At 69.3% G+C, this 13,764-nt stretch carries 17 protein-coding genes; 14 read left to right on the top strand and 3 right to left on the bottom strand.

Going from position 1 to position 13,764, the window contains the following annotated elements; genetic code table 11:
* Nucleotides 1-47: 47 nt before the first annotated feature.
* The 7 genes from ACFORO_RS34005 to ACFORO_RS33975 are packed head-to-tail and all read left to right on the top strand — an operon-like array spanning nucleotide 48 to nucleotide 4,866.
* Complete coding sequence (locus tag ACFORO_RS34005) at nucleotides 48-374, top strand: DMT family transporter (RefSeq protein ID WP_354740691.1); 327 nt, start codon at nucleotides 48-50, stop codon at nucleotides 372-374.
* Entirely contained in the window at nucleotides 371-931 is a 561-nt protein-coding gene (locus tag ACFORO_RS34000) for a TetR/AcrR family transcriptional regulator (protein WP_354740693.1), read from the top strand. Before ACFORO_RS34005 ends, ACFORO_RS34000 begins: the two co-directional genes overlap by 4 nt.
* Before the next feature lie 22 nt (nucleotides 932-953).
* Nucleotides 954-1,382, top strand: a complete 429-nt coding sequence (locus ACFORO_RS33995; RefSeq protein WP_377871228.1) for a GNAT family N-acetyltransferase — start codon at nucleotides 954-956, stop codon at nucleotides 1,380-1,382.
* Between the two features lie 55 nt (nucleotides 1,383-1,437).
* Nucleotides 1,438-1,842, top strand: coding sequence for a GntR family transcriptional regulator (locus ACFORO_RS33990; protein WP_377871227.1), 405 nt, complete (start codon nucleotides 1,438-1,440; stop codon nucleotides 1,840-1,842).
* On the top strand, nucleotides 1,839-2,723 hold the full coding sequence (locus ACFORO_RS33985) for an ABC transporter ATP-binding protein (protein WP_377871226.1): 885 nt from the start codon (nucleotides 1,839-1,841) through the stop codon (nucleotides 2,721-2,723). Before ACFORO_RS33990 ends, ACFORO_RS33985 begins: the two co-directional genes overlap by 4 nt.
* Nucleotides 2,720-3,700 (top strand): ABC transporter permease subunit, encoded by a 981-nt coding sequence (locus tag ACFORO_RS33980; protein WP_377871225.1) that lies wholly within the window; start codon nucleotides 2,720-2,722, stop codon nucleotides 3,698-3,700. The genes ACFORO_RS33985 and ACFORO_RS33980 overlap by 4 nt, the downstream gene beginning before the upstream one ends.
* Nucleotides 3,701-3,717: 17 nt before the next feature.
* Nucleotides 3,718-4,866, top strand: coding sequence for an alpha/beta hydrolase family protein (locus ACFORO_RS33975; protein ID WP_377871224.1), 1,149 nt, complete (start codon nucleotides 3,718-3,720; stop codon nucleotides 4,864-4,866).
* Here the strand turns inward: ACFORO_RS33975 and ACFORO_RS33970 are convergent.
* Entirely contained in the window at nucleotides 4,818-5,333 is a 516-nt protein-coding gene (locus ACFORO_RS33970; RefSeq protein ID WP_377871223.1) for an NUDIX hydrolase, read from the bottom strand. The two genes, ACFORO_RS33975 and ACFORO_RS33970, sit on opposite strands and share 49 nt — an antisense overlap.
* Before the next feature lie 8 nt (nucleotides 5,334-5,341).
* Entirely contained in the window at nucleotides 5,342-5,881 is a 540-nt protein-coding gene (locus ACFORO_RS33965; protein ID WP_377871222.1) for a YbhB/YbcL family Raf kinase inhibitor-like protein, read from the bottom strand.
* A gap of 162 nt (nucleotides 5,882-6,043) precedes the next feature.
* Between ACFORO_RS33965 and ACFORO_RS33960 the strand changes: the two genes are divergently transcribed.
* From ACFORO_RS33960 to ACFORO_RS33930, 7 genes are all read left to right on the top strand, one after another.
* Nucleotides 6,044-6,820 carry a DUF4097 family beta strand repeat-containing protein gene (locus ACFORO_RS33960; RefSeq protein ID WP_377871221.1) on the top strand — a complete coding sequence of 259 codons (777 nt, stop codon included), beginning with the start codon at nucleotides 6,044-6,046 and terminating at the stop codon, nucleotides 6,818-6,820.
* Nucleotides 6,821-6,839: 19 nt separating this feature from the next.
* The gene (locus tag ACFORO_RS33955; protein ID WP_377871220.1) at nucleotides 6,840-7,058 is read left to right on the top strand and encodes a hypothetical protein; all 219 of its coding nucleotides are present in this window, start codon (nucleotides 6,840-6,842) and stop codon (nucleotides 7,056-7,058) included.
* Nucleotides 7,055-8,461 (top strand): alpha/beta hydrolase, encoded by a 1,407-nt coding sequence (locus ACFORO_RS33950; protein WP_377871219.1) that lies wholly within the window; start codon nucleotides 7,055-7,057, stop codon nucleotides 8,459-8,461. The genes ACFORO_RS33955 and ACFORO_RS33950 overlap by 4 nt, the downstream gene beginning before the upstream one ends.
* A gap of 187 nt (nucleotides 8,462-8,648) precedes the next feature.
* A complete protein-coding gene (gene dnaK / locus ACFORO_RS33945; RefSeq protein ID WP_354740707.1) occupies nucleotides 8,649-10,514 on the top strand; it encodes a molecular chaperone DnaK in 1,866 nt (621 codons plus the stop codon).
* On the top strand, nucleotides 10,511-11,218 hold the full coding sequence (grpE, locus tag ACFORO_RS33940; RefSeq protein ID WP_377871218.1) for a nucleotide exchange factor GrpE: 708 nt from the start codon (nucleotides 10,511-10,513) through the stop codon (nucleotides 11,216-11,218). Before dnaK ends, grpE begins: the two co-directional genes overlap by 4 nt.
* A 33-nt stretch (nucleotides 11,219-11,251) precedes the next feature.
* On the top strand, nucleotides 11,252-12,436 hold the full coding sequence (gene dnaJ, locus ACFORO_RS33935) for a molecular chaperone DnaJ (protein ID WP_354740711.1): 1,185 nt from the start codon (nucleotides 11,252-11,254) through the stop codon (nucleotides 12,434-12,436).
* Between the two features lie 5 nt (nucleotides 12,437-12,441).
* On the top strand, nucleotides 12,442-12,876 hold the full coding sequence (locus tag ACFORO_RS33930; RefSeq protein WP_354740713.1) for a heat shock protein transcriptional repressor HspR: 435 nt from the start codon (nucleotides 12,442-12,444) through the stop codon (nucleotides 12,874-12,876).
* A 254-nt stretch (nucleotides 12,877-13,130) separates the two neighbouring features.
* Here ACFORO_RS33930 and ACFORO_RS33925 read toward each other — a convergent pair whose 3' ends face one another.
* Nucleotides 13,131-13,706, bottom strand: coding sequence for a TetR family transcriptional regulator (locus ACFORO_RS33925; RefSeq protein ID WP_377871216.1), 576 nt, complete (start codon nucleotides 13,704-13,706; stop codon nucleotides 13,131-13,133).
* Nucleotides 13,707-13,764: the final 58 nt, after the last annotated feature.

The following is a 13,764-nucleotide window of genomic DNA, read 5'->3' as shown; positions in this document are numbered from 1 at the left end:
ACGCCTCGCTAGCAAGTGGGACGATCGTTCAGGTACTTTGTTTTGCTATGGGTGCTTACTTGTACCTCGCTTTGGCCATCGCCGCAGAAGTGACCGCCACTGTTTCGCTCAAGCTCTCCGAGGGCTTTTCCAAGGTGACGCCATCGATCCTCGTGGTCGTCGGGTACGGCTTGGCGTTCTTCGCGCTGTCGCGGGTGCTGAAGCTCGGGCTGCCGATCGGGGTGGCCTACGCGATCTGGGCGGCGGCGGGCGTGGCGCTGGTCGCGCTGGTCGGCGTGCTGTTCCTGAAGGAACCGATCAACCTCGCGGTGATCTCCGGGCTGGTGCTCGTGATCGGCGGGGTGGTGCTCATCGAGGTCGGGAGCCAGTCGTGAAAATCCAGACCGACGGCCGCAAGGTCCGCGGCGAGAAGCGGCGGACGGAGATCATCGAAGCGGCCCTGCGCGTGATCGAACGCGACGGCGTCGCCGGGGTCACGCACCGCACGGTCGCTTTGGAAGCCGGTGTGCCGACGACGTCCACGACCTATCACTTCTCCTCGCTGGACGACCTGCTCGTGGCCACGCTTATCTCGTGCGCGCGCGACATGGCGACCGAGGTGTACTGGATGATCGACCGCGCCCGCTCGCGCGGCAGCCGGGGCGCTGAAGAGGTGGCTGGCCTGCTTGCGGAGGCGTTGGGCCCTCGCCGCGGGCGCACGATGGCGGAGTACGAGCTGTACCTGCTGGCCGCTCGTAAACCCGAACTGCGCCCGGCCGCGCGGCGCTGGCTGGATGTTCTGACGTCAATGGTCCGGCACGACGACGAGGTCGCGTTCCGAGTGTTCCTGGCGGGCATCGACGGCCTGCTGATCCAGGGCCTGATCGACGACGAGCCGCCGTCCGCGGAGGAGTTGCGGCCGGTGGTGGACTACTTGCTCAAACCCGCTTGACCTGGCTGATTACCTTGCTGCCATGAGGACTGTGGGTGGCTATGAGCTGGATGACGACGTCGCGCGGGTGGACCTGGATGTCGTGTGGGAGTTCCTGTCCGCCGAGGCGTACTGGGCCCGCTGGCGGAACCGGGAGCAGGTCGAGCAGCAGGTGCGGACTGCTTGGCGGGTAGTCGGGGCGTACGAAGCGGCGACCGGCCGTCTGGTCGGGTTCGCGCGGGCGTTCTCGGACGGGGTCGCGATGGCGTATCTCGCGGACGTGTTCGTCGTGGCGGACGCGCGCGGCGCGGGGCTCGGCAAGGAGATCGTGCGGGAAATGATCGACAACGGGCCAGGGGCGAACTTCCGCTGGATGCTGCACACCTCGGACGCGCACGAGCTCTACCGGAAGTTCGGCTTCGCCGAGCACGCCCAGGGGCGGTATCTGGAACGCGAGGCAGTCCGCGGGTAGCCGGGCCGGTCGACAGCGTTCCTCCATTTACCTATAGTGCTAGTTAGATAGATAAATGGAGGAACTAGTGATCGAGTTCCATCTGGACGCCGCGTCGCGGCTTTCGCCCTACCAGCAGCTGGTCCAGCAGGTGCGGCACGCGCTGCGGCTGGGGCTGCTGAGCGAGGGCGACCAGCTGCCGAAGGTCAAGGACGTCGTGGCGCAGCTGGTCATCAACCCGAACACGGTGCTCAAGGCGTACCGGGAGCTGGAACACGACGGACTCGTCGCGGCCCGCCCCGGCGTCGGCACCTTCGTGACGGCCACGCTCGCCGGACCGCCGCCCGCCGTCGTCGGCTCGTTGCGGCGGGACTTGCGGAAGTGGCTGGCCAAAGCCCGGCTGGCCGGTCTCGACGGCGAAGGCATCGAGGCGTTGTTCACGACGACTTTGCACAGCGCTGCCCAAGGCGAAACGGCGTGACCGCGGCACTGGGGGCACGGGCGCTGGGCAAACGGTACGGCCGGAACTGGGCATTGTCCGGCTGCACGCTGGACATCCCGGCCGGGCGGGTCGCCGGGCTGGTCGGCCCGAACGGCGCCGGGAAGTCGACGCTGCTGAACCTCGCGGCCGGGATGCTGACGCCGACGACCGGTGCCGTCGAGGTGTGCGGCGGCGTGCCCGGCAGCGGGCCCGAGCAGCTGGCGAAGGTCGCTTTCGTCGCGCAGGAAACACCGGTCTACCCGGGGTTGAGCGTCGCCGAGCACCTGCGGCTCGGCGCTCGCCTCAATCCGCGGTGGGACGACGCGCTGGCGCGCGCCCGGATCGAGCGCTGGGGACTCGATCCGCGTCGGCGGGCGGGGAAGCTTTCCGGCGGGCAGCGGGCCCAGCTCGCGCTCACCCTCGGCATCGCGAAACGCCCTGAACTGCTGTTGCTGGACGAACCGGTGGCCGCGCTCGACCCGCTCGCCCGGCGCGAGTTTCTCGCCAGCCTGATGGAAATCGTCGCCGAGGACGGCGTCAGCGTCGTGCTGTCCTCGCATCTGGTGGCCGATCTGGAACGCGTCTGCGACCACCTGGTCGTGCTCGTCGGCGGCGAGGTGCGGCTGGACGGCGAGGTGGACGGGATCCTGGCGACACACCGCAGGCTGACCGGGCCCCGGCGCGATGTGGCCACGCTGCCCGCGGAGCAGCATGTCGTCTCCGCGAGTCACACCGACCGGCAGTCCACCGTGCTCGTCCGCACCGAAGCGCCGATTCTTGATCCACAGTGGACGGTCAGCGAACTCGGCCTCGAAGACCTCGTGCTCGCCTATCTGAGCGGCGATGCCGTACGCCGCCCGGCGCTGGCGGTGCTCCGATGATCTGGCTGGCCTGGCGGCAATTCCGGCTTCAAGCGCTCGCGTTGTACGGCCTCCTCGGTGTTCTCGCGGCGATCCTGGTGGTCGTCGGAAGGCCGAGTCCCGGCGACGGAGGGCTCGCGCAAACCGAAGGCCTGCTGTATTACGGCGGCCTTGTCGTGTTGTACGCGCTGCCCGCGGTCATCGGTGTTTTCTGGGGTGCGCCGCTCGTCGCCCGCGAGGTGGAGGCGGGCACCCACCGTCTGGTGTGGAACCAGACCGTCACCCGGAAGCGGTGGCTGGGCACGAAGCTCGTCGCGGGCGCGCTTGCCGCTGCGATCGCGGCCGGGGCGCTCAGTCTTGCCGTCACGTGGTGGTCGAGTTCGGTCGACAGCGTGGTCACCGGCACGCGTTCTTACTCCGTGCGTCTCTCGCCCGCGGTCTTCGGCGCTCGCGCCATCGTGCCCATCGGCTATGCCGTTTTCGCTTTCGTGCTCGGGGTTGTGCTCGGCGTGCTGGTGCGCCGGACACTGGTGGCGATGGCCGCTACGTTGGCGATTTTCGCGGTCGTGCAGCTAGCGGTGCCGTTCTTCGTGCGGCCGTATGTCCTGCCCGCGACCGAGCAAACCGTGCCGATCACCGCGTCGAACATCGCACGGATGGGTCTCACCGACAAAGGCGAGTTCGAACTGCTGACTGTGTCCGGTCCGAAGGGCGCGTGGATGCTGTCCAACGAGACTGTCGACGGTCGCGGCCAGGTGGTCAAACCCCCGGCCTGGCTGGCGGAGTGCCTTCCTCCGCCGGGGCCGGCGCCGCAGCGTCCGCTGCCGTCCGCGGAGTGCTTCGCCAAACTCGCCGGAGAGGGTTACCGGCAACGGATCGTCTACCAGCCCGAAGAGCGGTTCTGGCTATTGCAGGGCATCGAGACGGCGCTCTTCCTCGCGGCCTCCGTGCTGCTCGCCGGGCTCGGCGTCCGCTGGATCCGCACTCGTCTTTCCTGAACCGAAAAGGAAACCTCATGAAAAGAGCGCTCTACGGATTGGCGGTCGCTGCCCTGGTGCCGCTCGTGACTGCCGCTGCGGATCCGGCGCCGGCGGCACTGCCCGCGCCGACCGGCCAGTCCCCCGTCGGCACCACTTCGCTGTACCTCAAGGACACTTCCCGCCCCGACCCGTGGGCGAGCGGGGTGAACGCGCGGGAACTGATGGTTTCTCTGTGGTACCCGGCGAAAACGGCGACCGGACGGCACGCCGCGTACCTCACTCCTGACGAATCCCGGCTCCTGCTCGAAGACGGCGGGATCACCACCGCGGCGCCGGACATCCTGAGCCGGACCCGAACCCACGCGTCGATCGACGCTCCGGCCGCGGGACGGCGCGGGAGCCTGCCGCTCATCGTGCTCTCGCCCGGATTCAAGAAACAGCGCGGCACGCTGACCGGGCTGGCGGAGGACCTGGCGAGCCACGGCTACGTCGTCGCCGCGATCGACCACACCTACGAGAACGTCGGACAGTCCTTTCCGGACGGTCGCCTGACCACCTGCGCCGCCTGCGACTATCCCCGGAGCCCGGAGTTCTGGCAGAAACTGGAGCGGAGCCGGGCCGCGGACGTTTCGTTCGTGCTGAACCGCCTGACCGGCCCGAGTCCGAAATGGCGCGGCGCCGACCTGATCGATCCGTCCCGGATCGCGATGGCCGGACACTCCGTCGGCGGCGCGAGCGCCATCCCGGCGATGCTGGCGGACCCGCGCATCCGGGCCGGAATCGACATCGACGGCACGACCGACGACCCGATCCCGGACGGCACGGGGTTGTCGAGGCCGTTCCTGTTCCTCGGCAAGACGGAGACTTACACGCCGGGCAGCGGTCGTCCCGAGACGATCAGCTGGGAGAACGACTGGGAGCACCTGACCGGGTGGAAGCGCTGGCTGCTGGTGACCGGAGTGGTGCACCAGTCGTTCACCGACCTCGTCCTGCTCGGCGACCAGCTCGGCCTCGATTTCGGCGCGGAGCAGCCGGGCGCGCGGACGATGGACATCACCCGCGCGTATGTACGGGCGTTCTTCGACCAGCATCTGCGGCACCGGCCGGACCCAGTGCTGGATCGGCCTTCGCCGCGTTATCCGGAGGTGCTGTTCTGTTCGGCGGAGCCGCCGGGCTGCCGGTGAACATCCAGCGCCCGGGCGACGACGTCCCTGATCAAGGTGTCGTCCGGTGTGCAGTTCTCCAGCAGCATGTCCAGATCCTCGGTGCCGACCCAGGCGTAACGCGAATGCTTGTCCCATTCCAGGACCGGGCGGGACAGGTCTCCGTCGACCTCGACCACGAAGTAGACGCTGGTCTGCTCGACGCCGTCCTGCTCCGGCCAGCGGTAGCTGCCGAGGTTTCGCACGATCCGGCGCAGCCGCCATCCGGTTTCCTCGGCGACCTCGCGCGCCAGCGCCGCCACCGGCGTCTCGTCGTCCTCGACGTGCCCGCTCACGACGTCCCACGTGTTCGGGAACAGCCGCCGGTCCGCGTCGCGGAGCTGGACGAACGCGCGTCCTTCGGCGTTCAGGACGACCGCGCCGACCACATCCGGCCGCGGTTGCGGAAGGCGAACCCCCTCCGCAACCGCGACCTCGTTCTCCCCCATCGAAACCTTCAGCCCTTGTTCTCGTAAACCGGCACCAGCGTCGCCCGCCCCAACGTGTGCCCGAACAGGTTGAACCCCAGGAACGCGGGCGTAGCGTCCTCCGGAATCTCCAGCGCCTCCACGTCCAGCGCGTGCACCACGAAGAAATACCGGTGCGGCCCGTGCCCGGGAGGCGGCGCGGCTCCCAGGTACTGCTTCACCCCGCCGTCACCCTTAAGCGTGACCGCGCCCGAAGGCAGCCCCGACCCCGCGGCATCCCCGGCGCCGCCCTCGAGCGAAGTCACCGAGGCCGGGATGTTGAACACCGCCCAGTGCCAGAAACCGCTGGCCGTCGGGGCGTCCGGGTCATAAACCGTCACCGCGAAGCTGCGGGTGCCTTCCGGGAAGCCTTCCCACGCCAGCTGCGGCGACCGGTCCTCGCCACCGGCGCCGAAGATGCCCGACAGGTGCGGCTGGGCCAGCGTCTCGCCGTCGGCGATGTCCGTGCTGCGCAGGGTGAACGAGGGAACCGACGGCAGGTAGTCGTACGGATTGGGCGGCTGGGGCATGGGTTCCTCCTGATCCACGGGGCTCTCCGTTCGCCAGGTTAGGACCCTGGGTTGAGCGACGCCGCCTCAGGGATGTTTCGGGGGGTTTACCGGATGTCCCCGGGGGTCCGCACCTTCTAACGTCTCTCGAGACAGCCGAGAGTGGTACTGAGGGGAACAGACATGGCACGCCCGCTTCTGGCACTGGCCGGCATCGCGGTGATCGGCGTTGGGGTGGCGATCGGATTCGGCGGGTGGGGGTTCGGGTCCACGGTCTCGCGGGACGCGACGCTGACGCAGGAGATCCGCTCGGTGAAGCTGGAGAACGGCTCCGGCGACGTGAGCATCCGCACCGCGCCTGGAGCGGCACGGGTGCATCAGACCCTTCGCTACCACTTCAGCGGCCAGCCCGGCGACGCCTATCGCGTCGACGGCGACCAGCTCGTCATCCTCGACTGCGGCCGCAACTGCACCGCCGACCTGGAGCTGATCGTCCCGGCGGGCATCCCGGTCACGGGCACCTCCGACTCCGGCACGCTGGACTTCTCGGGCGTCGGCAGCGTCGACGTCTCCGCCGATTCCGGGCGGGCCCAGGTGCAGGACGTTCCCGGGCTGGTCAAGCTCAAGCTGGACAGCGGCTCGACGGAACTGCACAACGTCGGCGAGGTCCAGGTGCACAGCCAGTCCGGCCGGATCGAGGGCGACGGACTGCGCGGGCCGGTCGACGTCTCGGCGGGCAGCGGGCGGATCGAGCTCGCGCTCACCCAGCCCAACGCCGTCAAGGCGCAGGCCGACTCCGGCCGGATCGCGTTGACCGTGCCGCGTAACGGGTCCTACCAGGTCACCGGCAACAGCGAGAGCGGCCACCGCAGCATCGACATTCCGCAGAACTCCGGCCCGGACACGAAGACGCTCGAGCTGAACACGGACAGCGGCAGCGTCACCGTCAAGGCCGTCTGAAGGGGAGAACAGACACATCATGCGCACATTCGAAACGCGGCTGCTGGCCGCGGTGCTGGCGGGCGCGGTGGGGGCGTTCGCGATCACCGCGGCGATCGGCCACTCGCCTGAGCCGCAGGCCACGACTCCGGTCGCGGTGGTGGAAGTTCCGGTGCAACAGGGGGTGGTCCGGAACGCGGAGACAGTTGTTCTCCGCACCGCCGCCGAGGACCGGGCCGCGCAGGTGCGCCGGGCATGAACCTCGCCGCTGCCGTGCTGACCATGCTTCCGCTGGTCAGCGCGCCCACTCCGGCGTTGGCCTGGACGCCGTGCGGAACCGAACAGGAACCGAGCGCGCAGTGCAGCCAGATCGAGGTGCCGATCGACCGCGCCCATCCGGAGACGGGTGTCGCGCACATCCCGCTCACCCGGCTGCCCGCGGCCGACCGGCCGCACCGGATCGGTTCGCTGCTGGTCAATCCGGGCGGACCGGGTGGATCCGGGGTCGGCTTCGTGCGCTTCGGCGGACTCGACACCAAGGTCATCGGATCGGCGCGGAAACCGTTGCGGGACCGCTTCGACATCATCGGCTTCGATCCGCGCGGCGTGTGGTTCAGCGATCCGAAGATCAGCTGCGACCAATCGAAGCTGTACGACCCGAAGATCGGCCTCTTCCCGGCCACGAACCAGCAGTACGACGCCTTCGTCGCGCACAACCGCGCGGCGGGCGAGGACTGTCTCGCCAAGACCGGCCCGATGCTCGGGCACGTCGACACGCAGAGCGCCGCCGAGGACATCGACGGGATCCGCAGCGCGCTTGGCGAGCAGAAGATCTCCTGGCTCGGCGTCTCGTACGGCACCGAACTGGGCGCGGTGTACGCGTCGAAGCATCCGGACCGGGTGCGCACGATGGTGCTCGACGGCGCGGTCGACCACGCCCGGCCGACGTGGCAGGCGATGATCGAGGAAGCCGCCGCGACCGAGGACTCCTTGCTGCGGTTCGCCTCGTGGTGCGACCGCTCGACGGACTGTGCGCTGCACGGCAAGAACGCGCTCGCCCGCTACGACGACCTCGTCGCCCACGGCGCTTACGCGAAAGCGTTGGGCCGCAAGGCAACCGGCGAGGAACTGGCCTCCGGCGCGTACGGCCACCTCTATCTTCCGGCCGAGTGGCCTGCCCTGAGCCGCGCGCTGGCGGACCCGGACGCGAGCGCGCTCGCGACGAACTCGTCGTTCGCGAGCGACACCTACGGCGCGTACCGCTCGATCGGCTGCCAGGACTTCCCGTCGCCGTTCACCGGCCCGGCGGACCTGCGCGCGGCGGCGAGGACGATCCGCGCGGTCGCCCCGCACAGCTGGCGCTACACCGAGTACTGGGACCTCTCCGCGGGCTGCACCGGATGGCCGCTTCCCGCGCTGAACCCGCCGCAGCCGCATCCGGTGCACGGAGCCCCGCCGATCCTCGTCGTCGGCGGTGCGCACGACCCGGCGACGCCGTTGCCGTGGGCCCACGGGCTCGCCGCGAGCATCGACGGATCGGCGCTGCTCACGTACCTCGGGGACGGCCACACCGGGCTGCTCAACTCCGAGTGCGTCCGGCGTGCCGAGGCCAGGTACCTGGTGAGTGGCGTCACACCACCGCGGGGCGAATTCTGCGGGTGAACCCGGGAACAAGTTCGGGTGGTTGCCCGTTATCCTGAGAGCAAGGTTGAGTGCGGTCGGCTCAAGTCTGATAGACCGGGCCGAGCGCGAGACCGGCGGAACCTGCTAAGAAGGTACTCAAGAGTGCCTCGAAACCGCAGGTCACGAACATAGCATCAGTACTGGACAGAACACGAGAGGAAGCACCATGGCGCGAGCGGTCGGCATCGACCTCGGCACGACCAACTCGGTCGTAGCCGTCCTTGAGGGCGGCGAGCCGACGGTCATCGCCAACTCGGAAGGCTCCCGTACCACCCCCTCCATCGTCGCCTTCGCCAAGAACGGCGAAGTGCTGACGGGCCAGCCGGCGAAGAACCAGGCCGTCACGAACGTCGACCGCACGATCCGGTCCGTGAAGCGGCACATCGGCACCGACTGGAAGACCGAGATCGACGGCAAGGGCTACACGCCGCAGGAGATCAGCGCCCGCGTGCTGATGAAGCTCAAGCGCGACGCCGAGGCCTACCTGGGCGAGGAGATCACCGACGCGGTGATCACCGTCCCGGCCTACTTCGAGGACGCGCAGCGGCAGGCCACCAAGGAGGCCGGCCAGATCGCGGGCCTGAACGTGCTCCGCATCGTGAACGAGCCGACTGCGGCCGCGCTGGCCTACGGCCTGGACAAGGGCGAGAAGGAACAGACCATCCTGGTCTTCGACCTCGGCGGCGGCACGTTCGACGTCTCGCTGCTGGAGATCGGCGAGGGCGTCGTGGAGGTGCGCGCCACCTCCGGCGACAACCACCTCGGCGGCGACGACTGGGACGAGCGCATCGTCACCTGGCTGGTCGACAAGTTCAAGGCCGCCAACGGCATTGACCTGACCAAGGACAAGATGGCGCTGCAGCGCATCCGCGAGGCGGCCGAGAAGGCGAAGATCGAGCTGTCCAGCTCCAACTCCGCCAGCATCAACCTGCCCTACATCACGGTGGACGGCGACAAGAACCCGCTGTTCCTCGACGAGACGCTGTCGCGCGCCGAGTTCCAGAAGATCACCTCGGACCTGCTGGAGCGCACCCGCCAGCCGTTCAACAACGTGATCCGGGACGCGGGCATCGCGGTCGGCGACATCGACCACGTGGTCCTCGTCGGCGGTTCCACCCGCATGCCGGCGGTGTCCGAGCTGGTCAAGGAGCTGACCGGCGGCCGCGAGCCGAACAAGGGCGTGAACCCGGACGAGGTCGTCGCCGTGGGCGCCGCGCTGCAGGCCGGCGTGCTCAAGGGCGAGGTCAAGGACGTCCTGCTGCTCGACGTGACCCCGCTGTCGCTGGGCATCGAGACCAAGGGCGGCGTCTTCACCAAGCTGATCGAGCGCAACACCACGATTCCGACCAAGCGGTCCGAGATCTTCTCGACGGCGGACGACAACCAGCCGTCGGTGCAGATCCAGGTGTTCCAGGGCGAGCGCGAGATCGCGGCGCACAACAAGAAGCTCGGCATGTTCGAGCTGACCGGCCTTCCGCCCGCCCCGCGCGGCGTGCCGCAGATCGAGGTCACCTTCGACATCGACGCGAACGGCATCGTGCACGTGCTGGCGAAGGACCTCGGCACGAACAAGGAGCAGTCGATGACGATCACCGGCGGCTCCGCGCTGCCGAAGGACGACATCGAGCGGATGGTCAAGGACGCCGAGGCGCACGCCGAGGAGGACAAGACCCGGCGCGAAGAGGCCGAGACGCGCAACCAGGCCGAGACGCTGGTCTACCAGACCGAGAAGTTCCTCAAGGACAACGACGAGAAGCTGCCCGAGGAGCTCAAGGGCAAGGTCAAGTCCGCGATCGACGAGGCGAACGAGGCGCTCAAGGGCACCGACTCGGCCAAGATCCGCGAGTCCATCGAGAAGCTGAACACCGCTTCGCAGGAACTGGGCAGCGCGCTGTACGCGAACGCCGGAGCCGAAGGCGCCCCGGGCGCTGAGGGCGCGGCCGGTGCCGCGGGTGCGGCTGGCGACGCTCCGAAGTCGAAGGCGGACGACGTGGTCGACGCCGAGATCGTGGAAGAGGACGAGAAGAAGTGACCCCCCGCCACTCCGAGACCGAGGGAACTGGCCCCGAGGAACCGGTAGTCGTGCGGGATCGGCGACGGGTGGACCCGCAGACCGGCGAGGTCCGCCCGCCCGCCGCGGAGGAAGCTCCGGCCGGTGAGGAGCCCGCGCAGCACGCGGGCCCCTCGCTGGGCGATTCCGTGGACGACGTCGTCCCGGCGGTCTCAGACGTCGAGAAGCAACTGTCCGAGCGCACTGCCGACCTGCAGCGGTTGCAGGCGGAGTACGCGAACTACCGCAAGCGAGTCGACCGCGACCGCGAGGCCGTGGTGCAGGGCGCGAAGGCGTCCGTGGTCGGCGATCTGCTGCCGCTGCTGGACGACCTCCAGCGCGCGGAGCAGCACGGCGACCTCACCGGTGCGTTCAAGGCGGTGGCCGACAAGCTGGTCAGCAGCCTGCAGCGGGCCGGCCTGGAGTCGTTCGGCGACGAGGGCGAGGAGTTCGACCCGAGCGTCCACGAGGCCGTGCAGCACAGCACGTCCCCGGACGTGAAGGGCCCGACGGTCACCCTCGTCATGCGCCGCGGCTACCGCTTCGGCGAGCGGGTGCTGCGGGCGGCGCTGGTCGGCGTGACCGACCACGAGCCCGGCGAGGCTCCGGCGGAACCGCCGGTGGACGGGTCGGTCGGCGGCGAACTGCCGCTCGACGGTTCGGTCGATGAGTCCGGCCAGCAGTAACAATCGGTTTGCAGCGAAAGGAGGAGACACCCGATGAGTGCTCGGGAGTGGATCGGCAAGGACTTCTATAAAGAGCTGGGTGTCTCCTCCGACGCGACCGCGGACGAGATCAAGAAGGCCTACCGCAAGCTGGCCAAGGAAAACCACCCGGACGCCAACGCGGGCAACACCGCGGCCGAGAACAAGTTCAAGGCCGTGTCCGAGGCGTACGGCGTGCTGTCCGATCCGGCCAAGCGCAAGGAGTACGACGAGGCGCGCACGCTCTTCGGCTCCGGCGGCGCGGGCGGATTCGGCGGCTTCCCTGGCGGCGGCGGTGCCGGCGGGTTCGACATGAGCGACCTGTTCAACCAGGCCGGCGCGCAGGGTCAGCAGGGCGGCTTCGGCGGGCTCGGCGACATCCTCGGCGGCATTTTCGGCCGCGGCCGCGGCGGTGCCGCCGGAGCGACGGCGAACCGGCCGCAGCGCGGCGCGGACGTCGAGACCGACGTGCGGATCGATTTCCTCGAGTCGGTGAAGGGCGCGACGCTGCCGTTGCGGCTGTCGAGCCCTGCCACCTGCAGCACGTGCGGCGGCAACGGCGCGAAGCCGGGCACCTCGCCGCGGGTCTGCCCGACCTGCAGCGGGTCCGGGCTGGTCAGCCGGAGTCAGGGCGCGTTCGCGTTCTCCGAGCCGTGCCAGGACTGCCGCGGCCGGGGCAAGATCATCGACGACCCGTGCCCGGAGTGCGCGGGCGAGGGCATCAGCACCCGCACCCGCACGCTCACCGTGCGCATCCCGCCGGGCGTGAAGGACGACCAGCGGATCCGGCTGGCCGGCCAGGGCGAACCCGGGCGCGGCGGCGCGCAGGCGGGCGACCTGTACGTGCGCGTGCACGTGGCCCCGCACAAGCTGTTCGGGCGCAACGAGCTCAACCTCACGCTCACCGTGCCGGTGGACTTCACCGAACTCGCGCTGGGCACCACCGTCACGGTGCCGACCCTCGAAGGCAAGGTGTCGCTGAAGGTGCCCGCGGGTACCGCGAGCGGCCGAGTGTTGCGAGTGCGCGGAAAGGGCATTCAGAAGCGGGACGGCGCGCAGGGCGACCTGCTGGTCACGCTGGAGGCGGCGGTCCCGGCGAAACTCGACGACAAGGCGCGGTCCGCACTCGAGACCTACGCCGAGGCGATGAAGGGCCACGACCCGCGGCCCGAGATCACCGAGTTGCTCGAAGGCAGGTGAGGTCGATGTTCGGCGGCAATCCGGGACTCCCGCACGGCGCGGACGAGGACACCCCGGTATTCGTGATTTCGGTGGCGGCCCAGCTTTCCGGGCTGCACGCGCAGACGCTGCGCTCCTACGACCGGCACGGCCTGGTCTCGCCCGGCCGCACCGCCGGCGGCGGACGGCGTTATTCGATGCGCGACATCGCCCTGCTGCGCGAGGTCCAGCGCCTCTCGCAGGAGGACGGGGTCAACCTGTCCGGCATCAAGCGCATCATCGAACTGGAGAACCAGGTCGACGCGTTGCGGTCCCGGGTGCACGAGCTGACCGAAGAACTCGCCGCCGCCTACGTGGCCGCCGAACGAGCCGCCGCGGCGGTGCACGCGTCCTATCGCAAGGATTTGGTGCCGCTGCAGCAGAACACCGCGCTGGTGGTCTGGAAACCCAAGCGCCGCTGACTGTGCCGTGAGTGGCGATGACGGTGAGAACCGTGATCGCCACTCACGAGCCCCAACCCCCTCCCGCCGCAGCTGGAGGGGGTTTTGCTGCCCTGGCCGCCCCTGCCCGGAAGGCTGTCTGCCTCGGAAGGTCCCCGTTCCGGAAGGCTGTCCGCGCCGGAAGATCCCCCGCCCCCCCCGAACCCCTTCGCACGGCAGCGTCCGCACGGCCAGGTCCGCGACCTACGCCCCCTCCCCACTGCGACGGGAGGACCTCACTGTCCTAACTGGACTCCCGCCCCGAGTGTCCGCAAATCCGCGAACGCCTCGTCCAGATAGCCGTCGAGACTCCGCGTGGGATCGCTGATCCAGGCTTGCGTCGCGTGATGGAACGTCGCCCACCCGGCCTGCGCGGCCAACCGCGCCAGCCGATCCTCGACACCCCGTTCCCGCAATGCTTCCGCGAGCGCTTCGGCGAGCGTCGCGGCCTTGGCGAGATTGCGTTCCCGCAGCGTCGGCGTCGCCGCGATCAGGTCGCGCCGGGGTTCGGCGAACGGGAGATTGCGCTCCATGATCCGGCCGGTGTTCTTGAAGGCGCGCAGCAGGATTTCCAGCGGCGCCAGGCCTTCCGGGGCTTCGGCGACCGACTGGGCGAGGTCCTCGCGCAGGTCGGTTTCGCCGTCGAAGAGCACCTCGCGCTTGTCCGGGAAGTGCCGGAAGAACGTGCGCTCGGTGACGCCTGCCCGAGCGGCGATCTCGGCGGTGGTCGTCTTGTCGAACCCGTTTTCCCGGTACAGCTCCAGCGCCGCCTGCTTGAGGCGGCTGCGCGCTTCTGCTCCGCTCCGTGGCACGTCCTGAGCCTACCCGGCCGTTGCGCCAGTGACTGACACCACATTGCGTCAGTCACTG

Source organism: Amycolatopsis halotolerans (assembly GCF_042647905.1).
GTDB classification, from domain to species: Bacteria; Actinomycetota; Actinomycetes; order Mycobacteriales; family Pseudonocardiaceae; genus Amycolatopsis; species Amycolatopsis halotolerans.
The sequence above is the reverse complement of the archived record's forward strand: the minus strand, read 5'-3'. Positions and strand labels throughout refer to the sequence as shown.

Coding starts and splice junctions, on each gene's coding strand:
- ACFORO_RS34005 (WP_354740691.1), top strand. CDS start 48: ATGGGTGCTTACTTGTACCTCGCTTTGGCCATCGCCGCAGAAGTGACC.
- ACFORO_RS33995 (WP_377871228.1), top strand. CDS start 954: ATGAGGACTGTGGGTGGCTATGAGCTGGATGACGACGTCGCGCGGGTG.
- ACFORO_RS33990 (WP_377871227.1), top strand. CDS start 1,438: ATGGAGGAACTAGTGATCGAGTTCCATCTGGACGCCGCGTCGCGGCTT.
- ACFORO_RS33980 (WP_377871225.1), top strand. CDS start 2,720: ATGATCTGGCTGGCCTGGCGGCAATTCCGGCTTCAAGCGCTCGCGTTG.
- ACFORO_RS33975 (WP_377871224.1), top strand. CDS start 3,718: ATGAAAAGAGCGCTCTACGGATTGGCGGTCGCTGCCCTGGTGCCGCTC.
- ACFORO_RS33970 (WP_377871223.1), bottom strand. CDS start 5,333: ATGGGGGAGAACGAGGTCGCGGTTGCGGAGGGGGTTCGCCTTCCGCAA.
- ACFORO_RS33965 (WP_377871222.1), bottom strand. CDS start 5,881: ATGCCCCAGCCGCCCAATCCGTACGACTACCTGCCGTCGGTTCCCTCG.
- ACFORO_RS33960 (WP_377871221.1), top strand. CDS start 6,044: ATGGCACGCCCGCTTCTGGCACTGGCCGGCATCGCGGTGATCGGCGTT.
- ACFORO_RS33955 (WP_377871220.1), top strand. CDS start 6,840: ATGCGCACATTCGAAACGCGGCTGCTGGCCGCGGTGCTGGCGGGCGCG.
- ACFORO_RS33950 (WP_377871219.1), top strand. CDS start 7,055: ATGAACCTCGCCGCTGCCGTGCTGACCATGCTTCCGCTGGTCAGCGCG.
- dnaK (WP_354740707.1), top strand. CDS start 8,649: ATGGCGCGAGCGGTCGGCATCGACCTCGGCACGACCAACTCGGTCGTA.
- dnaJ (WP_354740711.1), top strand. CDS start 11,252: ATGAGTGCTCGGGAGTGGATCGGCAAGGACTTCTATAAAGAGCTGGGT.
- ACFORO_RS33930 (WP_354740713.1), top strand. CDS start 12,442: ATGTTCGGCGGCAATCCGGGACTCCCGCACGGCGCGGACGAGGACACC.